The organism is Mycobacteroides saopaulense (genome assembly GCF_001456355.1).
GTDB classification, from domain to species: domain Bacteria; phylum Actinomycetota; class Actinomycetes; order Mycobacteriales; family Mycobacteriaceae; genus Mycobacterium; species Mycobacterium saopaulense.
The window spans coordinates 2,582,188-2,604,183 of the sequence record NZ_CP010271.1 but is presented as its reverse complement, the minus strand read 5'-3'; the positions used below and the strand labels follow the sequence as shown (position 1 = coordinate 2,604,183).

General features: G+C 64.2%; 26 protein-coding genes and 1 pseudogene. 22 read left to right on the top strand and 5 right to left on the bottom strand.

Annotated elements, in window-relative coordinates:
* Positions 1–4: 4 nt before the first annotated feature.
* The gene (locus MYCSP_RS12970; RefSeq protein WP_088413914.1) at positions 5–793 is read right to left on the bottom strand and encodes a methyltransferase domain-containing protein; all 789 of its coding nucleotides are present in this window, start codon (positions 791–793) and stop codon (positions 5–7) included.
* Positions 794–830: 37 nt separating this feature from the next.
* Here MYCSP_RS12970 and MYCSP_RS12965 point away from each other — a divergent pair, with 37 nt between their 5' ends.
* The 5 genes from MYCSP_RS12965 to aroQ all read left to right on the top strand — a co-directional run bounded on the left by MYCSP_RS12965 (position 831) and on the right by aroQ (position 4,758).
* Positions 831–1,271, top strand: a complete 441-nt coding sequence (locus MYCSP_RS12965) for a prepilin peptidase (RefSeq protein ID WP_083017064.1) — start codon at positions 831–833, stop codon at positions 1,269–1,271.
* A 77-nt stretch (positions 1,272–1,348) separates the two neighbouring features.
* Complete coding sequence (aroC, locus tag MYCSP_RS12960) at positions 1,349–2,587, top strand: chorismate synthase (RefSeq protein ID WP_083017117.1); 1,239 nt, start codon at positions 1,349–1,351, stop codon at positions 2,585–2,587.
* A complete protein-coding gene (locus MYCSP_RS12955) occupies positions 2,584–3,225 on the top strand; it encodes a shikimate kinase (RefSeq protein ID WP_083017066.1) in 642 nt (213 codons plus the stop codon). Before aroC ends, MYCSP_RS12955 begins: the two co-directional genes overlap by 4 nt.
* Positions 3,218–4,327, top strand: coding sequence for a 3-dehydroquinate synthase (gene aroB / locus MYCSP_RS12950; RefSeq protein ID WP_088413913.1), 1,110 nt, complete (start codon positions 3,218–3,220; stop codon positions 4,325–4,327). Before MYCSP_RS12955 ends, aroB begins: the two co-directional genes overlap by 8 nt.
* On the top strand, positions 4,324–4,758 hold the full coding sequence (aroQ, locus tag MYCSP_RS12945) for a type II 3-dehydroquinate dehydratase (protein ID WP_088413912.1): 435 nt from the start codon (positions 4,324–4,326) through the stop codon (positions 4,756–4,758). The genes aroB and aroQ overlap by 4 nt, the downstream gene beginning before the upstream one ends.
* On the opposite strand, the gene MYCSP_RS12940 is transcribed toward aroQ, so the two are convergent.
* Positions 4,731–5,255, bottom strand: a complete 525-nt coding sequence (locus MYCSP_RS12940) for a B-4DMT family transporter (RefSeq protein WP_209435412.1) — start codon at positions 5,253–5,255, stop codon at positions 4,731–4,733. The two genes, aroQ and MYCSP_RS12940, sit on opposite strands and share 28 nt — an antisense overlap.
* Positions 5,256–5,287: 32 nt before the next feature.
* Between MYCSP_RS12940 and MYCSP_RS12935 the strand changes: the two genes are divergently transcribed.
* From MYCSP_RS12935 to nusB, 3 genes are read left to right on the top strand one after another with little or no spacing between them, the layout of a single operon-like run.
* Positions 5,288–6,388 (top strand): M24 family metallopeptidase, encoded by a 1,101-nt coding sequence (locus MYCSP_RS12935; RefSeq protein WP_088413911.1) that lies wholly within the window; start codon positions 5,288–5,290, stop codon positions 6,386–6,388.
* 25 nt (positions 6,389–6,413) lie between these two features.
* Positions 6,414–6,977 carry an elongation factor P gene (efp, locus tag MYCSP_RS12930; RefSeq protein ID WP_070910384.1) on the top strand — a complete coding sequence of 188 codons (564 nt, stop codon included), beginning with the start codon at positions 6,414–6,416 and terminating at the stop codon, positions 6,975–6,977.
* Positions 6,970–7,455: a transcription antitermination factor NusB gene (gene nusB / locus MYCSP_RS12925; RefSeq protein ID WP_088413910.1), complete on the top strand. Its 486-nt coding sequence runs from the start codon at positions 6,970–6,972 to the stop codon at positions 7,453–7,455. Before efp ends, nusB begins: the two co-directional genes overlap by 8 nt.
* A 1-nt stretch (position 7,456) precedes the next feature.
* On the opposite strand, the gene MYCSP_RS12920 is transcribed toward nusB, so the two are convergent.
* The gene (locus tag MYCSP_RS12920; RefSeq protein ID WP_070910742.1) at positions 7,457–7,885 is read right to left on the bottom strand and encodes a nitroreductase family deazaflavin-dependent oxidoreductase; all 429 of its coding nucleotides are present in this window, start codon (positions 7,883–7,885) and stop codon (positions 7,457–7,459) included.
* A 187-nt stretch (positions 7,886–8,072) separates the two neighbouring features.
* Here MYCSP_RS12920 and MYCSP_RS12915 point away from each other — a divergent pair, with 187 nt between their 5' ends.
* From MYCSP_RS12915 to MYCSP_RS12870, 10 genes are all read left to right on the top strand, one after another.
* Positions 8,073–8,804: an SDR family NAD(P)-dependent oxidoreductase gene (locus MYCSP_RS12915; RefSeq protein WP_157886184.1), complete on the top strand. Its 732-nt coding sequence runs from the start codon at positions 8,073–8,075 to the stop codon at positions 8,802–8,804.
* Between the two features lie 200 nt (positions 8,805–9,004).
* Entirely contained in the window at positions 9,005–9,886 is an 882-nt protein-coding gene (locus tag MYCSP_RS12910; protein ID WP_083017078.1) for an AfsR/SARP family transcriptional regulator, read from the top strand.
* A gap of 166 nt (positions 9,887–10,052) precedes the next feature.
* Positions 10,053–11,330, top strand: coding sequence for a beta-ketoacyl-[acyl-carrier-protein] synthase family protein (locus MYCSP_RS12905; protein WP_083017079.1), 1,278 nt, complete (start codon positions 10,053–10,055; stop codon positions 11,328–11,330).
* Positions 11,327–12,538, top strand: coding sequence for a ketosynthase chain-length factor (locus MYCSP_RS12900; RefSeq protein ID WP_083017081.1), 1,212 nt, complete (start codon positions 11,327–11,329; stop codon positions 12,536–12,538). The genes MYCSP_RS12905 and MYCSP_RS12900 overlap by 4 nt, the downstream gene beginning before the upstream one ends.
* Positions 12,539–12,567: 29 nt before the next feature.
* Positions 12,568–12,825: an acyl carrier protein gene (locus MYCSP_RS12895; RefSeq protein WP_207547372.1), complete on the top strand. Its 258-nt coding sequence runs from the start codon at positions 12,568–12,570 to the stop codon at positions 12,823–12,825.
* Complete coding sequence (locus MYCSP_RS12890; protein ID WP_083017083.1) at positions 12,822–13,775, top strand: aromatase/cyclase; 954 nt, start codon at positions 12,822–12,824, stop codon at positions 13,773–13,775. The genes MYCSP_RS12895 and MYCSP_RS12890 overlap by 4 nt, the downstream gene beginning before the upstream one ends.
* A complete protein-coding gene (locus MYCSP_RS12885) occupies positions 13,772–14,710 on the top strand; it encodes an MBL fold metallo-hydrolase (RefSeq protein WP_209435411.1) in 939 nt (312 codons plus the stop codon). Before MYCSP_RS12890 ends, MYCSP_RS12885 begins: the two co-directional genes overlap by 4 nt.
* Positions 14,698–15,936 (top strand): FAD-dependent oxidoreductase, encoded by a 1,239-nt coding sequence (locus tag MYCSP_RS12880; protein WP_088413909.1) that lies wholly within the window; start codon positions 14,698–14,700, stop codon positions 15,934–15,936. The genes MYCSP_RS12885 and MYCSP_RS12880 overlap by 13 nt, the downstream gene beginning before the upstream one ends.
* A 2-nt stretch (positions 15,937–15,938) precedes the next feature.
* On the top strand, positions 15,939–16,712 hold the full coding sequence (locus tag MYCSP_RS12875; protein ID WP_083017087.1) for an alpha/beta fold hydrolase: 774 nt from the start codon (positions 15,939–15,941) through the stop codon (positions 16,710–16,712).
* On the top strand, positions 16,699–17,097 hold the full coding sequence (locus MYCSP_RS12870) for a lipocalin-like domain-containing protein (RefSeq protein WP_088413908.1): 399 nt from the start codon (positions 16,699–16,701) through the stop codon (positions 17,095–17,097). Before MYCSP_RS12875 ends, MYCSP_RS12870 begins: the two co-directional genes overlap by 14 nt.
* On the opposite strand, the gene MYCSP_RS12865 is transcribed toward MYCSP_RS12870, so the two are convergent.
* Entirely contained in the window at positions 17,091–17,879 is a 789-nt protein-coding gene (locus MYCSP_RS12865; protein ID WP_083017091.1) for an SDR family NAD(P)-dependent oxidoreductase, read from the bottom strand. The genes MYCSP_RS12870 and MYCSP_RS12865 overlap by 7 nt on opposite strands.
* Positions 17,880–18,002: 123 nt before the next feature.
* On the opposite strand from MYCSP_RS12865, the pseudogene MYCSP_RS23520 reads away from it, so the two are divergent.
* The 4 genes and pseudogenes from MYCSP_RS23520 to MYCSP_RS12850 form a co-directional block, all read left to right on the top strand.
* Positions 18,003–18,395, top strand: a pseudogene (locus MYCSP_RS23520) (nuclear transport factor 2 family protein); the annotation flags it as partial.
* Between the two features lie 39 nt (positions 18,396–18,434).
* Complete coding sequence (locus MYCSP_RS23515; protein WP_407661702.1) at positions 18,435–19,052, top strand: malonic semialdehyde reductase; 618 nt, start codon at positions 18,435–18,437, stop codon at positions 19,050–19,052.
* Between the two features lie 20 nt (positions 19,053–19,072).
* Positions 19,073–20,017, top strand: coding sequence for an ACP S-malonyltransferase (locus MYCSP_RS12855; RefSeq protein ID WP_157886183.1), 945 nt, complete (start codon positions 19,073–19,075; stop codon positions 20,015–20,017).
* A gap of 44 nt (positions 20,018–20,061) precedes the next feature.
* Positions 20,062–20,472 (top strand): MarR family winged helix-turn-helix transcriptional regulator, encoded by a 411-nt coding sequence (locus MYCSP_RS12850; RefSeq protein ID WP_088415604.1) that lies wholly within the window; start codon positions 20,062–20,064, stop codon positions 20,470–20,472.
* Between the two features lie 16 nt (positions 20,473–20,488).
* On the opposite strand, the gene MYCSP_RS12845 is transcribed toward MYCSP_RS12850, so the two are convergent.
* A complete protein-coding gene (locus MYCSP_RS12845; RefSeq protein WP_088413906.1) occupies positions 20,489–21,910 on the bottom strand; it encodes an acyl-CoA carboxylase subunit beta in 1,422 nt (473 codons plus the stop codon).
* Between the last annotated feature and the right edge of the window lie 86 nt (positions 21,911–21,996).

Here is a 21,996-nt window from a genome sequence, read left to right as displayed (position 1 = left end):
GAGTCTATCGACCCGTATCGGGCTTGGAAGCCACACAGAAGATTCGGCGGAATCCGAACGGTGTCACATCACCCGTGCGCGGGTAGGCGTGCCGCAGCAGTGCCGCGTATTTCTGCTCGAACTCGGCGAATTCGTCGGGAGTAAGCGCCGAGATCACCGGCCGCAGACCGGTGCCGTGTACCCAGCGCAGCACCGGGTCGTCTCCACTGAGCAGATGCACGTACGTCGTTTCCCAGGCATCCGGAACCAAGCCGGCGGAAATCGCCAGGCGCGCATAATTTTCGGCTGTATCGGTGCTCTCGGTACCGCGGAGGACCCCATCCAAACGCGATGCCCAGCGTGGCGATTCGGCGACCCGGCGCATCAGGGCGTGCGAGGGTGCACCGAAGTTGCCCGGAACCTGGAAGGCGAGCCACCCGCCGGGATTGAGCTGCTGTGCCCACCTGGCGATGAGTTCGCGGTGCTGCGGAAGCCATTGCAAGGCCGCATTGGTAAACAGCACGTCCACTCCGGTGGCATGGAAATCGGCGATATCGGCTTGTTCAAGGCGAAGGTTGGCGGGTAGATCGGCGGGGGCCGTCGCGAGCAGTTCCGCGGAAGAATCCAGACCGAGCACCGAGGCGTTCGGCCAGCGATTCGCCAGATCCACCGTCAAGGCGCCACTGGCGCAACCTAAATCGACGACGGTGCGTGGGTTCGGGGCCGGAACGCGGGCGAGAAGTTCGTAGAACGGACGACTGCGCTCATCGCCGAACCGGCTGTATTCCTGCGGACTCCACAATGTTCTCGTCACTACTCCAAATCTAGCCTCGTGGCGTTACATTCCCCACATGATTTACGGGGTGGGGGCGGTGGTGCTGTGCTGGATGGCGGCACTGTCGTATTACGACATCAGGTATCGCAGGCTGCCGAACTGGCTCACGCTGTCCGCCGCGGCAGTGGTTGTCGTGCTGGCGGTACTCGACCGCAGTGCGCTGCCACTGGCCGGTGCGGTGGGGCTGGCCGTCATGTATCTGGTGGCGCACGCGCTGTCGCCGCGGGCGATGGGGGCGGGGGACGTGAAGCTCGCCCTCGGCACCGGCGGCCTGTCCGGGGCGTTCGGTGTGGACGCCTGGTTTCTGGCGGCGATCGGTGCGCCGCTGGTGACGGGGCTGATCGGTGTGGTTCTGCTGGCACTGGGCCGCCGGCAAGTGTCGGTTCCGCATGGGCCGTCGATGTGCTTGGCGACGGCGGTGGCGGCCGGGCTGTGCACCCTTGCACCGGGTATCTGAGGAGCATCTGACAAAGAACCAACCACTGTGCGGATCGATTTGGAGGACCGGCCAGCCCGCATGGGACAATGGTGCACGTGTTGCGCTGGATCACGGCAGGTGAATCGCATGGACGCGCGTTGGTCGCGGTCTTGGAAGGCATGGTCGCTGGTGTCGAACTGACATCGGAGGACATCGGCAGGCAGCTGGCGCGCCGCCGCTTGGGCTATGGGCGTGGCGCGCGCATGGCTTTCGAAGCCGACCAGGTCACCATGCTGGGCGGCGTCCGGCACGGCCTGACCCTGGGCGGTCCGGTGGCCATCGAGGTCGGCAACACCGAATGGCCCAAGTGGGAGACCGTGATGTCCCCGGACCCGGTGGATCCCGCTGAGCTGGAGAACATCGCGCGCAATGCGCCCCTGACCCGGCCGCGGCCGGGCCATGCGGACTACGCCGGCATGCTCAAGTACGGATTCGATGACGCCCGACCGGTGCTCGAACGGGCCAGTGCGCGCGAGACCGCCGCACGTGTGGCGGTGGGGACCCTCGCCAAGGCCTTCCTCAAACAAGCCCTGGGCGTCGATGTCATCTCGCACGTCATTTCCATCGGCGACTCCGATCCCTACGACGGGCCGGTTCCCGGTGCCGCGGACCTGGCTGCCATCGATGCCAGCCCGGTGCGGGCGTTCGACGCACAGGCCGAACAGTCCATGATCACCGAGATCGAGGCGGCCAAGAAGGACGGCGACACCCTGGGCGGCGTGGTGGAGGTCGTGGTCTCGGGTCTGCCGGTGGGTCTGGGGTCGTTCATCAGCGGAAATGACCGGCTGGACAGCCAGCTGGCCGCCGCCATCATGGGCATCCAGGCCATCAAGGGTGTGGAGATCGGCGACGGGTTCACCACCGCGCGTCGTCGCGGTAGTGCCGCGCACGACGAGATCTACCCCGGCCCCGACGGCATCCTGCGCTCCACCAATCGCGCCGGCGGCCTGGAAGGCGGCATGACCAACGGCCAGCCGCTGCGGGTGCGCGCGGCCATGAAGCCCATCTCGACCGTTCCGCGGGCGTTGGCGACGGTGGACATGTCCACCGGCGACGAGGCCGTGGCCATTCATCAGCGTTCGGACGTGTGCGCGGTTCCGGCCGCCGGTGTGGTCGCCGAGGCGATGGTGGCGCTGGTGGTGGCGCGCGCCGCCCTGGAGAAGTTCGGTGGCGACTCCCTGTCCGAGACCAAGACCAACGTCGGCGCGTATCTGGACGCGGTGGCGCAGCGGGAGCCGCGCCGGGAGGCTTCCGATGAGCAGCCTGCGCGAAGAGCGGCTAATACAGCGGGATGAGCCCCAAAGCCGTCCTCGTCGGGCTACCCGGGTCGGGTAAGTCCACCATCGGCCGTCGACTGGCAAAAGCGTTGAACGTCAATGTCTATGACACCGATACCGGTATCGAAACCGAGGCCGGGCGCACCATCGCCGATATCTTCGCCACCGACGGAGAACCGGAGTTCCGGCGCATCGAGGAATCGGTGATTCGGCAGGCATTGGATCAACAAGACGGCGTGGTCTCCTTGGGTGGCGGCGCCGTGCTCACCCCGGGCGTTCGGGAAGCCCTGGCCGGGCACACCGTGGTGTATCTGGAAATCAGTGCTACGGAAGGCATTCGACGTACCAGTGGCAGCGTGGTGCGTCCGCTGCTGGCCGGGCCGAACCACGCCGAGAAGTATCAGGCACTGATGTCGCAGCGCGTACCGCTGTACCGGGAGGTCGCCACCATCAAGGTGAACACCGATAGGCGAAACCCCGGTGCGGTGGTGCGGATGATCGTCTCGCGATTGGAGAACCCTGAGACGGGTACCGGTCCCGTCTCCTCGCGGCGGCGGCGGCCTCGTCGGCGCCCACGCTCACGGCGCCGGGCCTCGGGCGCCCCGCACACCGACACTCCCGGAACCCAAACCAAGGAAAGAGCAGACAATGACTAGCGCCAACCCGACGACGATCACCGTCGAGGTGAATCCGCCCTACCCGGTCATCGTGGGGACGGGTCTGCTGGGTGAGCTGGTGGACGCGCTGAAGGGCTCCGACAAAGTGGCGATCCTGCATCAGCCCACCCTGGCCGTCACCGCCGAGGAGATTCGGAAGACCCTGGCCGACACCGGAATCGACGCGCATCGCGTCGAGATTCCCGACGCCGAGGCGGGCAAGGACTTGGCCGTGCTCGGCTTCATCTGGGAAGTGTTGGGCCGCATCGGGATCGGGCGCACGGACGCCGTCGTCAGCCTCGGGGGAGGAGCGGCTACCGACACCGCCGGGTTCGCCGCGGCCACATGGTTGCGCGGAGTGAAGGTGGTCCACGTGCCCACCACGCTGCTGGCCATGGTCGACGCCGCGGTGGGAGGGAAGACCGGCATCAACACCGAGGCGGGCAAGAATCTGGTGGGTGCATTCCATCAGCCGGGGGCGGTGTTGGTGGACTTGGCGACCCTCGACTCGTTGCCGCGCAACGAGATCGTCGCCGGGATGGCCGAAGTGGTGAAGGCGGGCTTCATCGCGGACCCCGCCATCCTCGACCTCATCGAGGCCGATCCACAGGCGGCGATCGATCCGTCCAAGCCGGTGTTGCGCGAACTCATCGAACGCTCGATCGCGGTCAAGGCCAAGGTGGTGGCGGCCGACGAGAAAGAGGCCGAACTGCGCGAGATCCTCAACTACGGCCATACCCTTGGTCACGCCATCGAGCGGCGAGAGCGGTATCGCTGGCGTCATGGCGCCGCGGTGTCGGTCGGCTTGGTGTTCGCTGCCGAATTGGGCCGTTTGGCAGGGCGTTTGGACGACGAGACCGCCGATCGTCATGCCCGGGTGCTCTCCGCACTGGGGCTGCCGGTCAGCTACGACGCCGACGCATTGGGGCAATTGGTCGAATATATGCAGGGCGACAAGAAGACCCGTTCGGGCATACTACGTTTCGTGGTGCTCGATGGATTGGCCAAGCCGGGACGTCTGGAAGGACCCGATCCGTCGCTGCTGGCAGCTGCCTACTCGGTGGTGGCGGGCGAGGCGCGCGGCGAAGGAGTGTTCCTGTGACGGTTCAGGTTCTCAACGGCCCGAACCTGGGCCGTCTCGGCAAGCGCGAGGCTGCGGTCTATGGGAGCGTCACCTACGCGGAGCTCGTTTCTCTCATCGAGGCCGAGGCCGGCGCCTTGGGTGTCGAGGTTCAGGTGCGCCAGACCGATAGCGAAGCAGAACTGCTGGGCTGGGTTCACGATGCCGCCGACGCGAAAGATCCGGTGATCCTCAACGCCGGCGCCTTCACCCACACGTCTGTGGCGCTACGAGATGCCTGCGCGGAGCTGACCGCCGGCCTGATCGAGGTGCACATCTCGAATGTGCACGCCCGCGAAGAATTCCGGCACAAGTCCTACCTCAGCGCGTTGGCCACGGGAGTGATCGTCGGGCTGGGCGTGCAGGGATACCTGCTGGCCCTGCGCTACTTCGTGACGTCCGCTTCTTCCTGAACGGCCTGAAACACGTCGGTATCGGACTGCTGCAGAGCGGCGTGCTCCTTGTGCTTGCGATCCACGAGCAGCCGACCGACGAAGACGCCGACCATGGCGGGCGCGAACACCAGGAGAGCCACGAACGCCGCGGTGGTGGTGAGCTCGGCGAGAATGCTCGCGGCATAGATTCCGTCGTTGAACAGGCTGATCAGCCAGACCACCAGACCACTGACGACGCCGGCGAAGATACCGCCCAGCAGCCACCACATGGCCAGATCGTCGCGACGGTCGGGATCGGGATTGCGCTGAGCATCCCCGCGGCCGTCCGCGACGGCCCATGCCGACACCGCCGCGATGAAGACCAGGACGAGTACGACGTTGATGGCCGTGCCGTGGGTCTCCCACAGGCTGATGGCCAATCCCTGCACCACACGGATCAACACCATGAGGACCGCGAAGACGGCACCGCGGGCGAGCCATTGTGTCGTCATGGAACGTGTTCCAGCTTCGGGCATGGGCCCAGCGTATCGCGGTAGCGTCGACACCTATGACGACCGTCCGCAGTCACGTCGACCGTAGGCAACGGCTCCGCGAGGGGCTACGCGCCGACGGACTCGACGCGCTTCTGGTGACCGACCTGATCAACATTCGCTATCTGACGGGTTTCAGCGGATCCGCGGCGGCACTGTGGGTCGCCGCCGCGGACGGACCCGATGAGAAGGCGACCGTGTTGTGCACCGACGGCCGGTACCGCACCCAGGCCGCGGCGCAGGTTCCGGATCTGCGTGCCCTGATCGACCGCGGCTATGGCGCGGCGCTGGTGGCGCTCGCCGGAGCGGGGCGAGCGGGTTTCGAAAGCCACGTGGTAACCGTCGACGGATTCGACAAACTGGCGGCCGCGGACGGCGAAGTCGAGCTGGTGCGGGCGCCCAACCGGGTGGAGAAACTCCGCGAAGTTAAAGATGACTCCGAGGTTCTGTTGTTGGAAAGGGCTTGTGCGGCAGCCGATACCGCCTTGTCGGCGCTCATCGAGACCGGAGGGATCCGGCCCGGGCGCACGGAACGCAAGGTAGCGCGTGAGTTGGAGAACCTCATGGGTGAGCATGGCGCGGACGGTGTGTCCTTCGAGACCATCGTCGCCGCCGGGCCGAACTCCGCGATCCCGCATCACCGGCCCACCGAGGCGGTATTGGCTGCCGGCGACTTCGTCAAGATCGATTTCGGTGCGCTGGTCGGCGGCTATCACTCCGATATGACCAGGACCCTGGTACTGGGATCGGTGGCGCCCTGGCAGCAGGAGATCTACGAGCTGGTGCTGAGCGCGCAGGCGGCGGGACGGGCGGCCCTGGCGCCCGGAGCATCGCTGAAGGGCGTCGACGCGGCGGCACGTGATGTCATCGCTGCCGCCGGATACGGACAGAACTTCGGCCATGGCCTCGGACACGGTGTGGGTCTGCAGATCCACGAAGCACCGGGCATCGGGTCTGCAGCCACCGGTACACTGCTTGCTGGCTCGGCGGTGACCGTCGAGCCAGGGGTCTACCTGCCCGACCGGGGCGGAGTCCGCATCGAGGACACGCTCGTGGTGCGGCCCGATGGGCCGGAGCTGTTGACCCGGTTCCCCAAGGAACTCATCGTTATCGACTGAGCAGTGATAAGAGGAGACTGAACACGTGGCTTCAACCGCCGATTTCAAGAACGGCCTGGTGCTCAACATCGATGGTCAGCTGTGGCAGATCACCGAGTTCCAGCATGTGAAGCCCGGTAAGGGACCGGCCTTCGTGCGTACGAAGCTCAAGAACGTGCTCTCGGGCAAGGTCGTCGACAAGACGTTCAACGCAGGTGTCAAGGTCGAGACCGCGACCGTCGACCGCCGCGACACCACCTACCTGTACCGCGACGGCGACTCGTTCGTCTTCATGGACAGCCAGGACTACGAGCAGCATCACCTGTCCCCGGAGCTGGTGGGCGATGCACACCGATTCCTGCTGGAGAGCATGACCGTGCAGGTGGCGTTCAACGAGGGTGCGCCGCTCTACATCGAGCTGCCGGTTTCGGTCGAGCTGGTGGTGACGCACACCGAGCCGGGTCTGCAGGGCGACCGTTCCAGCGCGGGCACCAAGCCGGCGACGGTGGAAACCGGTGCCGAGATTCAGGTGCCGCTGTTCATCAACACCGGCGACCGGCTGAAGGTCGACACCCGCGATGCCAGCTACCTCGGCCGCGTGAATGGCTGATAGCGGCTCGACCGGCCGGGCGTCGGCCAAGGGAGGCCGCCGCAAGGCGCGTAAGCGGGCCGTGGACCTGCTCTTCGAGGCCGAGGCGCGCGATATGACGGCCGCTGCGGTGGCCGAGGAGCGTCGTGCGCTGGCGGAGTCGAAGCCCGACGTGGATCCGCTTAACCCGTACACGTTGACGGTCGCGCACGGTGTCACCGAGCATGCCGCGCACATCGACGAGCTGATTTCTTCGCATCTGCAGGGCTGGACGCTGGCCCGGCTTCCCGCCGTCGACCGCGCGATCATGCGGGTTGCGGTGTGGGAGCTGCTACACGCCGAGGACGTGCCCGAGGTGGTGGCCGTCGACGAGGCGGTCGAGCTGGCCAAGCAGCTCTCCACCGATGACTCGCCGGCCTTCGTGAACGGGGTCCTGGGTCAGCTGATGCTGGTGACCCCGCACATCCGCGGCGGTTCGGCCTCCGGCTCCGCCGAGTAATTCAGCCGAGCCGAATCTCGAACACGGGGATCACCCGGTCGGTGAGAGTCTCGTATTCGGCGAAGCCGGGTGCTCGCTGCTTGACGACCTCGAAGATGCGGTCGCGCTCGGCCCGGGGGAGTTCAACAGCGGTGGCCCTAGCCTTCGGCTTGGCGCCGATCTCCACTTCGACGTCGGGGTTGGCGCGCAGGTTCGCCACCCAGGCCGGATTCTTGGGCCTGCCCGCCGACGAGCCCACGATGTAGGCCTTGCCGTCGATATCGAAGTACGCCAAGGGATTAACCCGCTCCGCGCCCGACTTGGCCCCGGTGCTGGTCAGCAGCATCAGCGGAAAACCCTCGAACTGGCCGCCGACCTTGCCGCCGTTGGCACGGAACTCGGCGATGTTGGCCTCGTTGAACGACTGCTCGGTGCCTGCTGGATCGGTCATCGTCATCTCGATTCTCTCGGTGGCGTATCGAGCCTACGGCCTGCGCTGAAAGCCGAGGTCGGCAATGCGAAGGATCGCAGTTCGCGGCGCGGCGCACCGGACGGTGCTTGAGTCGTTCTTGAGCTATCGACGGAACATTGGTCACAACAGACGGCGAAGGAAGGCAAGAGCTCAAGGACGGGGTGTTATGCGGGGTCGGGTAGTACTCATCACCGGCTCCTCGCGGGGGATCGGGTTGGCGACCGCACGGTTGGCGAAGGATGCCGGGGCGGACGTTGTTTTGCATGGTCGCACCGACAGCGATGCCCTGCGACAACACGGAGCCGATATCGGCGGCCAGTGCGTGGTGGCCGATGTCGGTGATTCTGTCGAGGTCGCCGACGCGGTCCGGGAGGTTGTACGTGTCCACGGCCGCATTGACTCTTTGGTCAACTGCGCCGGGGTGGCAGCGCCCCGAGCCTTCGCCGAACTGACCAGACAGGACTGGGATCGGCATCTGAACGCGAATCTGATTGGTGTATTCAACTTCTGCCAAGCGGTGGCGCCACATATGCCGCGTGACGGCAGTGCACGGATCGTCAACGTCTCGTCCATGCGCGGGAATCTGTCGATGGCCACCGCACGGGGAATGGCCTACTCGGCGTCGAAGGCGGCGCTCAACAGTTTCACCGTGGCACTCGCCAAAGAACTTGCTCCGCAGATTCTGGTCAATGGTCTGGCCCCAGGCCTGATCGAGACCGATCTGGTGGCCGGGTTGAGCCCGGCGAGTCGCGCGGAAGCCGAATCGTCATTGCTCGGCCGAATAGGCACCCCAGAAGAAATAGCAGAGATGCTGATATTTCTCGCCAGTGAAAGAGTCAGTTACATGACCGGACAGATCATTACGGCGGATGGCGGAACGGAGCTTGGCAACAAGTAATCTTCGAATATGTCATATGCGGTGAAGATTGTCACGTACGATCGCCGAGATCATGCGATGTTAATCGTACGGTAACGCATACGCCAAGCGGCAATGGATGTAACCAGTTAGGCTTGGAAGATCCTGAGAGGATATCGATAACCGTAGATCAGTAGCACATTGGCGTGCCCCTTAATGGTACCACGCGGAGGTAGTGAAGTATGGTAATTCGCGCAGAGGCTAATATTCTCGGTCCATTGTCATTGACGTTATCTCTGCCCGCGGGGGAGCGGGACGCCACACCGTCGGCGAAAAAACAACGACAGGTCCTTGCCATGCTCCTGGCTCGGGCCGGACGTTTTGTCCCGGCGGCGGTGCTGATCGACGAACTATGGGATGAAGAACCACCCAAGAGTGCCACTACCGTTGTGCAGACCTACATCCTGAGTATTCGCAAGACAATAGCCAAGGAATTCGACATGAGTGTGACTCAGGTCGCCTCGTCGATGCTGCAGACCAAGAACATGGGCTACTTGTTCAGCACTCAAGAAATAAGCCTTGACCTGCGTAGGTATCAAAGTTGCATCGAGTCGGCGCGATGCGCCAAGGAGTCCGGGAACGATCATCAGGCGGTTCTGCTGTTCGGCAATGCCGAGAAGATATGGACCGGTCCGGCATTTGTCGACATCGAGGTCGGGCGACTGCTCGCATCGGAGAAAGATCAATTCGAGTGTATATTTCTGGCAAATCTCGAATTACGTATCGAGGCTCAACTACGCCTTGAGCGATATCGGGAAGCCGCCATCGACCTGGCACTCTGGGTTTCTCGGTTCCCTTACCACGAGCGGTTATACGCATATTATATGTATGCGCTATGTCTTGCGGGCTGGCGAGACAAAGCCTTGGGTGTATTTCAGTTGGCCAGGAAAACACTGGCCGCCGGTCTCGGATTAGAGCCTTGCATAAAGCTGCAAAGATTGCACGGCGACATCCTTTCCTCATCGGACGATACCGTCGCCAATCGAATGAGAACAGAACACGGCCGGTATCTCACCGGTCTGATTCCGCACACTGTTACTGGACTTACGTCTCAGGTTTCCTGACAAGACAAGCTCATCAAATCCACCAGCAACGCTGGTGGATTTTTTTTGCTGATTGGCACCGGTCTTCGCGTTTTTCGGCTCGTATATGACAGCTTGAGCGGTCTTTGAGTAGGGCCTCTCCACAATAGGTCGGACGGTAATAACGATACAAAATGAGAGGTGGGAGATGAACCGACGAGTAGTCATCACCGGCATCGGTGTACGCGCACCCGGTGGTCGCGGCGCCGACGATTTCTGGAAACTGCTGGCCGCGGGACGGACTGCGACCCGTGGCATCTCCTACTTCGATGCGTCCCCCTACCGGTCTCGGATCGCCGCCGAGGCTGATTTCGACGCCGAGCAAGAAGGTCTGTCGCACAAGGAAATTCGACGCATGGATCGCGCCACCCAGTTCGCAGTGGTCTGCGCCCGCGAGGCGGTGGCCGACAGCGGGCTGGATGTCGATGGGCTCGACCCATACCGCCTCGGGGTCAGCCTTGGTAGCGCGGTTGCGGCGGCGACCAGCCTGGAGCAGGAGTATCTGGTGCTGTCGGATTCCGGGCGGGACTGGCTCTCTGATCCAAAGGCGTTGTCGCCACACATGTTTGACTACATGATCCCTAGCGTGATGCCCGCAGAGGTGGCCTGGACCGTAGGGGCTCAGGGCCCGGTGACCATGGTGTCCAACGGGTGCACCTCGGGACTGGACTCGGTGGGCCATGCGGCGGCGTTGATTCGCGAGGGCAGTGCCGACGTGATGCTCACCGGTGCCTCGGACACGCCCATCACACCCATCGTGGTGGCTTGCTTCGATGCCATCAAGGCCACCAGCACGCGTAACGACACCCCGGAGACGGGGTCGCGCCCCTTCGACGGTTCGCGCAACGGATTCGTGCTGGCCGAGGGTGCGGCCATGTTCGTGCTGGAGGAGTTCGAGCACGCACGGGCCCGCGGTGCACAGATATACGCCGAGGTGTCCGGGTATGCCACCCGCTGCAACGCCTATCACATGACCGGGCTGAAGATCGACGGGCGGGAAATGGCCGAGGCGATCACCATCGCCCTGGACGAGGCGCGGCTCGACCCGACAAAGATCGACTACGTCAATGCCCACGGATCGGGTACGCGGCAGAACGATCGTCACGAGACCGCGGCCTTCAAGCGCAGCTTGGGCGAGCACGCCTACAGCACACCGGTCAGTTCGATCAAGTCGATGGTGGGTCATTCCCTGGGAGCCATCGGGTCCGTGGAGATCGCGGCCTCGTTACTGGCCCTTAAGAACCAAGTTGTCCCACCGACCGCGAATCTGCATGAGGCGGACCCGGAATGCGATCTGGACTATGTGCCGGTGACGGCACGCGATCACAAGATGGAGCATGTGCTGACGGTGGGCAGCGGGTTCGGTGGCTTCCAGACCGCGATGGTGCTGAGCCGTCCGGCCGAGATGCTGGGAGCATCGGCATGAAGCGGGTCTTGATCACCGGTATCGGCGTGCTGGCGCCGAACGGCTTGGGTACCGAAAACTACTGGGAAGCAACGGTATCTGGGCATACCGGCATCTCAACCCTGGATAGATTCGATGTTTCCGGGTACTCAAGCACCCTGGCCGGACAGCTCAAGGATTTCAATGCCAAGGAACTGTTGCCCGGACGGCTGCTGCCGCAGACCGATGTCTCGACGCGGCTCGCGCTCGTGGCCGCGGAGTGGGCTCTGGGGGATGCCAAGGTGGATCCAGAGGAATTCACCGACTACGAGATGGGCGTGGTCACCTCGACGGCCTCGGGCGGGTTCGAGTTCACGCACCGAGAATTCCAAAAACTGTGGTCCCAGGGTTCGGAGCATGTCAGCGTGTACGAATCTTTTGCCTGGTTCTACGCGGTCAACACCGGGCAGATCTCGATTCGGCACGGAATGCGTGGCCCCAGTAGCGCTTTGGTGGCCGAGCAGGCGGGCGGTCTGGATGCTCTTGGGCACGCGCGTCGTACAGTTCGGCGCGGCACCGCACTGGTGGTTTCCGGTGGCGCGGATTCGGCTCTTGACCCATGGGGCTGGACGTCGCACATATCGACCGGGAACATCACCAGGGCAACGGACCCGACCGAGGGATATCTGCCGTTCGATCAGCATGCAAACGGATACGTACCGGGTGAGGGCGGCTGCATCCTCATCTGTGAGGACGCGGACTCCGCGACGGCGCGCAATGCTCCCAACATTCACGGGGAGATCGCCGGATACGCCTCGACATTCGATCCCGCGCCAGGACTCGGGCTGCCCAGCGGGCTGGCCAGGGCCGCACAGATGGCGATCGCCGATGCCGGGTTGACCCCGGCCGATATCGATGTGGTCTTTGCGGACGCGGCCGGTGTGACCGGGGCCGACGCAGCGGAAGCGGAGGCGATCGCGGCGACCTTCTCGCCGCGTGGCGTGCCGGTGACGGCTCCGAAGTCGATGACCGGTCGGCTCTATGCCGCGGGCGGACCGTTGGATGTGGCAACGGCGTTGTTGTCGCTGCGTGACGGAGTCATCCCACCGACGGTCGGTACCACCGAGGTTCCCGAGCAATACCAGCTCGACCTCGTTCACGGTCAACCACGCGAGGCGTCATTGTCGGCCGCCTTGATACTGGCGCGCGGCCGGTGGGGCTTCAACTCTGCCGTCGTCGTCCGCCGCTGAACACGCAAAATTACCGAAGGAGAATGGAAATGGCCGAAATTACCCTCGCTCAGCTGCATAAGATCCTGGTGGCGTGCGCCGGTGGTGAGGACGACACCGAAATCAGCCCGGAGAGTGCGACAACGGAATTCGAAGAGCTCGGTTACGACTCCCTGGCTCTCATGGAAACGGCTGCACGTCTGCAACGCGAGTACGGAGTGCATATCGCGGAAGAAGAGCTGGCCGACCTCACCACGCCGCAGCAGATGCTGGATGTCATCAACGCCCAATTGGCGGGTGCGGCATGACTTCTCCGGCAACGCATACTCTGACGCACACGTTGGAGATGACGGCCCCCGTGGAGTCGGTCTATTCGCTGGTGGCCGATGTCACCCGCTGGCCCGTCATCTTCGGTCCGACGGTCTACGTAGATCTGCTTGAGCACGATCAACAGGCGGAGCGTTTTCACATCTGGGCGACAGTCAACGGTGTTGTGCGGGATTGGGTTTCTCGCAGGACCTTCGACCCTGAGGCGAAACGTGTCGAGTTCGCTCAAGAACGCAGCGCCGCCCCGATAGCGTCGATGGGAGGCAGTTGGAGCTTTGCCCAGCGTCCCGGTGGCCGCACGGAGGTCGTGCTCGACCACCACTTCACAGTCGATGGCGATGATGCCGCACAGCAGTCCATCGTCGAGGCGGTCAACGCCAACAGTGAAAAAGAACTGGCCGCGCTGAAACTGGTGGCCGAATGCGGTTATGCGCCGGCGGAAATCATCCAGGTGTTCGAGGACACCGTGCATCTCTCGGGTCGGGCGTCCGATATCTACACGTTCGTAGAACGCAGCGACCTATGGCCGCAACGCTTGCCTCACGTGGGACGGGTCAACCTCGTCGAAGCCGCGGGTGGTGTGCAAGACATGGAGATGGACACCGTCACAGGCGACGGCAGCAGTCACACCACCAGGTCGGTCAGGTTGTGTTTCAGCCCCAGCAAGATTGTGTATAAACAGCAACTGCCGCCCGCACTGCTGCTCGGGCACAGCGGGGTGTGGGAGTTCACCGACGGGCCGGAGGGGGCGGTCGCCAGGTCGCAACACATGGTCGCGATCAACCCGGCGGCGATAGCCACCGTGCTGGGCGAAGGGCAGGGCATCGCGGATGCACAGCAGTATCTGCGTAATGCACTGGGAGCCAATAGTAGATCGACCCTCACCCATGCCGGGTACTGGGCAGAGTCCCTCGCGGAAAACCTCACTTGACCCGCGGGCTGGCGGCACAGGACACCGATCGGATCACCGAGATCGCGGACGGGGTCTACGCCTATCTTCAGCTGCCCGGGGGCTGGTGCCTCAGTAACTCGGGAATCGTGGTGAGCCCGGAGGGGGCGGTAGTGATCGACACCCTCGCTACCGAGAGCCGCAATCGGCGGTTGGTGGCGGCGGTCGACGGGCTGGCCCCCGGTGCACGGCGCACCGTTGTCAACACCCACTTCCACGGTGATCATCATTTCGGCAACCATCTGTTCGGCCCCCAGGCCACGATCATCGCGCACGAGCGCGCCCGAGTGGAGATGGACGAGGCCGGCCTTGCCCTCACCCGGCTATGGCCCGACGTCGAATGGGGAGACGTCCGAGTCACCCTGCCGTCGGTGACCTTCACCGAGCGCTTGCAGCTGCACATCGGGAACCGTGCGGCCGAGTTGATACACCTTGGTCCGGCACACACCACCAACGATGCCGTGGTCTGGCTTCCGCAGGATCGGATTCTCTTCGCCGGTGACATCGTGCTCTCGGGGGCGACGCCGTTCAACCTGATGGGCTCGGTGGCGGGAGCGCTACAGGTCATTCGCCGGCTCGCGGAGTTCGGTGCCACCACGGTGGTGTGCGGGCACGGTCCACTGACCGGGCCGGAGGTATTCGAGCAGACGATCGCCTACTTGACCTGGGTCCAGCGCTTGGCTGCCGAGGGGTCTGCCGAGGGCATCGGACCGCTCGAGGTCGCTCACCGTGCCGAATTGGGCGAATTCGCAGGCTTGATCGACTCCGAACGGCTCGTGGGTAACCTCTACCGCGCCTATGCCGAACTCGGTGCCGCACCACACGAAGGTGAGTTTGGGGTACCGCTTGACGTGATGGCCGCGTTCGACGACATGGTCAGATACAACGACGGTCAGGTGCCCGAATGCCTGGCGTAGCCGTCGACGTGTGTGTCATCGGTGGTGGCCCGGCCGGTCTGATGGCCGGTCTGCTGCTGGCCCGATTCGGTCTCGATGTGACGGTGGTGGAGAAACATTCCGATTTTCTCCGGGACTTCCGCGGCGATACGGTTCACCCTTCGACACTGCAGGCGATGGACGAGCTGGGGCTGATCGACCAGTTTCTCGAGCTGCCGCATGCAAAGGCCGAGACTCTGCCGATCGCCACCGACTCCGGCCAATTGCTGTTCGCGGACTTCCGGGCGCTACCTGGCAGATACCGGTACCTGGCCTTCATGCCGCAGTGGGACGTGCTGGACTTCGTCGCCTCCGCGGCCCGGCGCTATCCGGGATTTGAACTCCTGCAGCAGGTTCAGGCCACCGAGTTGATTCACGAGGGCGAGGACGTGGTGGGGGTGAGAGCCAGCGGCCCCGGTGGCGTGCTGCAGATTCGGGCCAAGTTGGTGATCGCGGCAGACGGGCGGCGGTCACTCGTGCGGTCCACCGGAGAACTCGGCCTGGCCGCGTCTACGGCACCGATGGACGTGTTGTGGTTCCGGCTGAGCCGTGCGGCCGACGATCCGGTTTCGGCGGTCCGCAGCGGCAGGGGCTACTTCATCGTCTGCCTCAATCGTGGACACTATTGGCAGATCGCCTACATGATCCCCAAGGGTGGCTACGAACAGATCCGGCGCGAGGGGCTGGACGCCCTGAAGACCGCGATCGCCGCCATCTATCCGGTGTTCGCGGGCAGACTGGCCGAAGAGTTGGACGACTGGAGCGACTTTCACCTTCTCGATGTACGCGTGGATCGATTGCGGCGCTGGTACCGACCGGGTTTGTTGGCGATCGGCGATGCGGCACATGCGATGTCGCCGGCCGGCGGCGTGGGCATAAACCTTGCCGTGCAAGACGCCGTTGCCGCGGCACGCATGCTGGGCCCGGTGCTGGCTTCCGGTGCTCGACCCTCGGTGGCGCAGCTGGCCCGTGTGCAGCGCCGCCGCCAGTATCCGGCCCAGATAGTGCAGTGGGCACAGCTGTATCTGCTGGCGGATCTTTACCCGACCGCCGGTCGTCCGCCCGCCGAACGTCCGCTGCTGATACGACTGATCCGAGCATTTCCCTTGTTGCCCAGACTGATTGCCCGGGTGATAGGCCGGGGCCTGCGTCCCGAACCAGTGCCCCCGCCGGCGGTGGGGATGCGTTCCGAATCCATGGAGGCTTAGACATGACGACATATGTGTTGGTACATGGTGCGTTTCACGGTGGTTGGTGCTGGGAAAGGCTGACTCCGGTGCTCGAAGCCGCGGGACACAACGTCTATGCCCCCTCCCTGACCGGGCTGGGGGAGCGAGCGTCCGAATTGGGGCCGCAGGTGGGTTTGGATGTCCACGTCAACGACATCGTGGGCCTGATCACGGACGAGGATCTGACCGACGTGGTCCTGGTAGGGCACAGTTACGCCGGCATCGTCGTGACGGCTGTCGCGGACCAGATTCCCTCCCGCATAGGGTTACTGGTGTATCTGGATACCTTCGTCGCGCGCGATGGCGAGGCTGTGGCCGATATTCTTCCGGTCAACGTGCAGGCCTTCGCCGAGGCGGCGCAGTCCGAGGGCGACGGCTGGCGGGTGCCGGTGGCCGGCATGCCCCCGGGCGTCGAGGGTTGCTACGGCGTGACCGACGAGCCCGACCTGAGTTGGGTGCGTTCGATGCAGAGCCCACAGTCGCTGCGTACCTTCACCGATGTCATGCGGTTGAACAATCCGGAACGGCTGCAGGGCATCCCGCGTGCGCACATCCACTGTTCCGGTGGTGGCCAGGCATGGACGTCGCTGCGGGCGCAGTTGATGCCGCGTTCCTATCCGCCCGTGGGCGAACCCGTCCGGGAACTGGAGACTGGGCACGACGCGATGATCACCATGCCCGACGAGCTGGCTGAGGCGCTTGCGGACTTGGTGCAAGCCCACGCCCGCCGGGGGTCCGCACATGCCGTCCAGTGAGTCGGTACGGCCCCGTGACTTCGTGGGGCAGTGGCGATTGGAGTCCTATTACGATCTCGACGAGAGCGGGGTCACCAGTGAGGGGCCGCTGGGTCCCTCGCCGGTGGGGTTGCTTTACTACGGTGCCGAGGGCGCGCTGTCGGTGAGCATGATGCGTGGCGAACCAGTGCCCGGCGCGGTCCCGTTCATGGGATACGCCGGGCACTGGCAAGTGGACGGATCGATAGTGCTGCACCACATCACGGTGTGCTCCAATCCGGCCTGGGCTGGCACCGTGCAGACCCGTCAGTACGACTTCGGTGTCGATAGGCTGACGTTGATCGGTGCGCTCCAGCAGGGTGACAGGCAGCAGCGGCGCATACTGACCTGGCGGCGAAATCAGTAATTCCCCAGCCCGCCACAGACATTGAGGGCTTGTGCGGTTACCGCATTGGCGCCGGGGCTGATCAGGTAATCGACCATGGCCGCCACCTCTTCGGTGTCCACATATCGGCCGATGGGTACGCGCGCGGCGACACGCTTGCCAGCCTCCTCGGCATCCACACCCCACAGCGTGGCGTAGGTTTCGCGGACACGCTCTGCCATCGGCGTCTCGACGAAGCCGGGGCATACGGCGTTGACCGTCACGCCGGTCTTGGCCAGTTCCAGGCCCAATGCCTTGGTGAATCCGACCATTCCGTGCTTTGACGCCGAGTACGGTGCGCCGTGGAGCACACCCTGCTTGCCGCCGGTGGAGGCGATGTTGACGATTCGGCCCCAGCCCTGGTCGAGCATTCCGCCGGTGGTCAGTGCCGCCTTGGTCATCAGGAAGACGCTGTTGAGATTGGTGTTGATGACGTCGAACCAGAGTTCGTCGGTGATGTCCTTGGTAATTCCGCCGCCGTTGCGGCCGGCGTTGTTGACCAGTATGTCAACTGGTCCATAACGATCCACGGCAGCGGCGACATAGGCGCGTATCTGCTCGGGATCGGTCACATCGCAGGTCACCCCGTCGGCTTCGTAGCCGTCGGTCTGCAGCTGCTTGATGGTCTGGGCCAGTGACTCCTCGCTGCGGGCGCACAGGAAAACGGCGAAATCCTGCTTGGCCAGATGCTGCGCGATCGTCAAACCCATGCCACTGGTCGCACCGGTGATGAGAGCAACTTTACGAGTCGTTGTCGAAGTCATGAAAGCGACTATGCACGGCGGCGCTATAGCTCCGGTCAAGCCCTGCTATGCCGCCCTTGACCGAGATTCGAGCTGCGCTAATGAAACTGGCGAGACCGAAGATGAGATCAAGGGGAACCGACCATGACGACCATTGAGATCAGCACGAGCCTCTACACGGAGGTGCAGCAGTTCTACGCCAGGCAGATGCAGCGGCTCGATGCGCAGGACATCGAAGGCTATGCGGCGACCTTCACCGAGGATGCGATCTTCGACCACACCACGGCCCTGCCCGCCAGCGTCACGAGAGCCGGAATCATCAACGACCTGTATGACTTCCGCGAGATGGGCAAACACGATCCGGTGCAGAAGCGGCACTACTTCTCGATGATCGACCTCGAATACATCGATGCGGACGAGATTCGTTCCACGGTCTACTGCCTGGTCATCAAGACCCGGCCGGGCAAGCCCGCGGAGGCCAATCCGAGCTGTGTGGTCCACGATGTGCTCGTCCGGGTGGACGGCGATCTGCAGACCAAATCACGTCATGTCAGGTATGACAGTGATTCTCCACTGCTGCAAGGGGTAACGGAGCCCGAGCCGGCGTTGTTGGCGTTGCCCACGGCCGCGCAAGATCTACTCTTCCGTGAGGCGCGGACGGCCAACACGTTCACCGACGAGCCGGTATCCGACGAGCAGATGCAGGCTGTCTACGAGTTGATCAAGTTCGCGCCCACGTCCATGAACCAGCAGCCGTTGCGCGTGGTCCTGGTCCGTTCCGGTGATGCGCGATCACGGCTCGTGCAGCACATGCTCGGCGCCAACCAGGCCAAGACTCAGTCCGCACCATTGGTGGCGATCCTGGCCGCTGACTTGAATTTCCACGAAGAGCTTCCGACGCAGTTTCCGCACCTTCCGGAAGCCAAGGACTATTTCGAGGATGTGTCCGCACGCACCGCGTCCGCGCGGACCAATGCGCTGATCCAGGTCGGGTACTTCATCCTCGGTATCCGGGCAGCCGGGTTGGCGGCCGGACCGATGACCGGATTCGATGCCGGTGAGGTCGACAAGGAGTTCTTTCCGGACGGGGTGCATCAATCCCTGGTGGTGGTGAACATCGGCAAGCCCGGCCCCGACGCCTGGCACCCCAGATTGCCGCGTCTCACCTATCGCGACGTTGTCAGTTCCGTCTAACGGTCCTCAGGAGGATGAACATGTTCGCAATGGTGATGCCCGGACAAGGAGCCCAGCGCAAGGGCATGATCACACCGTGGCTGGATGACGCGGGATCTGCCCTGATCGACGAATTCTCGCAGGCTGCCGATCTCGACCTGCGCTACTACGGCACAGTGGCAGAGAACGACGAGATCACTGATACCGCGATCGCTCAACCACTCATCGTGGCCACGTCGCTGCTGGTCTTCGACAGGCTTCGCAGTGAGCTGACGCTGCCGGACCGGTTGATCTTTGCCGGACACTCGGTGGGAGAACTGGCCGCCGCCGCGGCGGCCGGTGCGATGAGCCCACACGATGCCGTTCGGTTGGCCAGGCTCAGGGGACTGGCGATGCGCAGCGCCTGCGACCACGAGCCCACCGGAATGGCGGCGGTGGTTGGCGGCGGCCTATGCGAGGTGACTCGAGCGGTCGAGGAACTAGGACTGTTCGTGGCGAACGTGAACGGCCCGGGACAGGTGGTGGCCGCCGGGCGGCTGGAGGACCTGGATCAGTTGCGTGCCTCGCCGCCGCCCGATACCCAGATAAAGCTGCTGCAGGTGGCCGGGGCCTTCCATTCGCCGTACATGGCCTCTGCGGAACAGGAATTCGGTGCCGCGCTCGAGAACACGGCTGTCGTGATGTCCCGATACCCGCTGCTGTCGAACGCCGATGGCACGCTCGTCACCGGGCCGCTGGATCTCAAACACCGCCTGGTCCGGCAGTTGACGCGCCAGGTGCGGTGGGATCTTTGCGTCCGTTCGCTCCGGCAGTACCGCGCCGATATTCGCGTGGAGCTGGGCAAGGGTGCGCTCAGTGGGCTGACACGGCGGGAAAGCCCAGCACCGCAGGCAATTCAAGCATCGGCGCCGGAAACCCTGGTGCTGGTCCGGGAGGCTCTCACCCGGCGTGAGGGTGCCGCATCGCCTCCGCGCCTGGTGTCGTGACAGGCAAGTGCTCTACTGCCGGTTCAGCCGACACCGAGGAGAGCGTGCCCCTGGGCTACTTGCTCACCCGTACCGCGACGCTGCTGCAAAAACACGTGACTGTACGGCTGGAGCCTCTTGGGCTGTCGCTGCCGGCCTTCATTTGCCTGCAGATTCTGTGCGCCGCTCCGGGATTGTCCAATTCCGAGCTGGCGCGTCGAGCGCATGTGAGTCGGCAGGCGATGTGCGATGTGTTGCAACAGCTTCAGGACGACGGGCTGGTGGACCGGCCAACCGCTGCGGAGCAGGGGCGCACATTGCCGGCCTCTCTCACCGGAGAAGGATTGCAGCGTCTGGAACTAGCTCGCCGACAGGTCACGGTGGCAGAACGCCGAGTGACGGCCGGCCTGACGCGCGAAGAACGTGAAAGGCTCAAAAGCCTGCTGGCACAACTCAGTATGCCCGATCAGAAATGATGGCTGCGTCCCATGTTTATAGGGGGATGTTTTTGTGGCGGCCGCGGCGTGAGGGGGCTTCGGCGAGGGCGCGGGTGAGTACTGCGCGGGTTTGTGAGGGTTCGATTTCTTCGTCGACGACGCCGATTTCGATGGCGCGGTCGACGCCGCCGGCGATGCGTTCGTGTTCGAGGGCGAGTTCCTCATGCAGGGCTTCGCGGTCTTCGGGGGCGGCGGCGGCGAGTTGTTTTTTGTGCAGGATGCCTACGGCGGCTTTGGCGCCCATGACGGCGACCTCGGCGTCCGGCCAGGCGAAGACTTTGGTGGCGCCCAGTGAGCGGGAGTTCATGGCGATGTAGGCGCCGCCGTAGATCTTGCGGGTGACCAGGGTGACGCGCGGAACGGTGGCTTCACCGAAGGCGTGTAGGAGTTTGGCGCCGCGGCGCACCACCCCGCCCCATTCTTGGCCGACACCGGGTAGGTAGCCGGGCACGTCCACGAGCACGATCAGCGGGATGCCGAAGGCGTTGCATAGGCGCACGAAGCGTGCGGCTTTTTCGGCGCTTTCGGAGTTCAGGCAGCCCCCCAGACGCAGTGGGTTGTTGGCCAGCACGCCGACGCTTCGCCCGGCCAGGCGGCCCAGGCCGATGACCATCGACGGCGCCCATTTGCCCTGGAATTCCTCGAACGGGTCATCGGAGTCGAGCAGGGCGTTGACGATGGGGTGTACGTCGTAGGCGCGTTTGGCTGATTCGGGCAGCAGTGCGCGCAGGTCGGTGTGATCGGCTTCGGCGCGGCCGCGGTCGAATACGCCTTGTTGGCAGAAGAATCCGACCAGCTTGCGGCCGCGGGCGTAGGCGTCGAGTTCATCGTCGGCCACGATGTGGCACACACCGGATTTTTTGTGGTGGGCTTCGGGGCCGCCCAGGGTGGCCATGTCGACGTCCTCGCCGGTGACGCTGCGGACCACGTCGGGTCCGGTGACGAACACGCGGCTTTCCGGGGCCATGATGATGACGTCGGTCAGTGCCGGGCCATACGCGGCGCCGCCGGCGGCGAAGCCGACCACGACCGAGATCTGCGGGATGTAACCGGAGGCGCGGATCATGGCCTCGAAGACCAGCCCCACGGCGTGCAGGGCCGAAACCCCTTCGGCCAGACGGGCACCACCGGAATGCCAGATCCCCACAATCGGGGACTGCTCCTCGATGGCGGTGTCGTAGGCGGCCACGATGTGGCGGCAGCCCTCGATCCCCATGGCCCCGCCCATCACGGTGCCATCGGTGCAAAAAGCGATAGTCCTGACCCCGTTGACCGTGCCACCAGCAGCCAACACACCCGAGCGGTCCCGCTCATGCAACAACTCAACACTGCCGTCATCGAAGAACGTGCTCAACCGCAACAACGGATCACGCGGATCGAGCGATTCATCGACGGCCTCCGGAGCCAGGATCGTCATCTTCGTACCTCGTGTCGGTCGGCGTTGGCGGTGGAACAGGCGATGTCTGAATGGTGGTACCCACGGCTCAAGAACGCCTACAGAGC

Coding starts and splice junctions, on each gene's coding strand:
- MYCSP_RS12965 (WP_083017064.1), top strand. CDS start 831: ATGATTTACGGGGTGGGGGCGGTGGTGCTGTGCTGGATGGCGGCACTG.
- MYCSP_RS12955 (WP_083017066.1), top strand. CDS start 2,584: ATGAGCCCCAAAGCCGTCCTCGTCGGGCTACCCGGGTCGGGTAAGTCC.
- aroB (WP_088413913.1), top strand. CDS start 3,218: ATGACTAGCGCCAACCCGACGACGATCACCGTCGAGGTGAATCCGCCC.
- MYCSP_RS12940 (WP_209435412.1), bottom strand. CDS start 5,255: ATGCCCGAAGCTGGAACACGTTCCATGACGACACAATGGCTCGCCCGC.
- MYCSP_RS12935 (WP_088413911.1), top strand. CDS start 5,288: ATGACGACCGTCCGCAGTCACGTCGACCGTAGGCAACGGCTCCGCGAG.
- nusB (WP_088413910.1), top strand. CDS start 6,970: ATGGCTGATAGCGGCTCGACCGGCCGGGCGTCGGCCAAGGGAGGCCGC.
- MYCSP_RS12920 (WP_070910742.1), bottom strand. CDS start 7,885: ATGACCGATCCAGCAGGCACCGAGCAGTCGTTCAACGAGGCCAACATC.
- MYCSP_RS12915 (WP_157886184.1), top strand. CDS start 8,073: ATGCGGGGTCGGGTAGTACTCATCACCGGCTCCTCGCGGGGGATCGGG.
- MYCSP_RS12910 (WP_083017078.1), top strand. CDS start 9,005: ATGGTAATTCGCGCAGAGGCTAATATTCTCGGTCCATTGTCATTGACG.
- MYCSP_RS12905 (WP_083017079.1), top strand. CDS start 10,053: ATGAACCGACGAGTAGTCATCACCGGCATCGGTGTACGCGCACCCGGT.
- MYCSP_RS12900 (WP_083017081.1), top strand. CDS start 11,327: ATGAAGCGGGTCTTGATCACCGGTATCGGCGTGCTGGCGCCGAACGGC.
- MYCSP_RS12895 (WP_207547372.1), top strand. CDS start 12,568: ATGGCCGAAATTACCCTCGCTCAGCTGCATAAGATCCTGGTGGCGTGC.
- MYCSP_RS12890 (WP_083017083.1), top strand. CDS start 12,822: ATGACTTCTCCGGCAACGCATACTCTGACGCACACGTTGGAGATGACG.
- MYCSP_RS12880 (WP_088413909.1), top strand. CDS start 14,698: ATGCCTGGCGTAGCCGTCGACGTGTGTGTCATCGGTGGTGGCCCGGCC.
- MYCSP_RS12875 (WP_083017087.1), top strand. CDS start 15,939: ATGACGACATATGTGTTGGTACATGGTGCGTTTCACGGTGGTTGGTGC.
- MYCSP_RS12870 (WP_088413908.1), top strand. CDS start 16,699: ATGCCGTCCAGTGAGTCGGTACGGCCCCGTGACTTCGTGGGGCAGTGG.
- MYCSP_RS12865 (WP_083017091.1), bottom strand. CDS start 17,879: ATGACTTCGACAACGACTCGTAAAGTTGCTCTCATCACCGGTGCGACC.
- MYCSP_RS12855 (WP_157886183.1), top strand. CDS start 19,073: ATGTTCGCAATGGTGATGCCCGGACAAGGAGCCCAGCGCAAGGGCATG.
- MYCSP_RS12845 (WP_088413906.1), bottom strand. CDS start 21,910: ATGACGATCCTGGCTCCGGAGGCCGTCGATGAATCGCTCGATCCGCGT.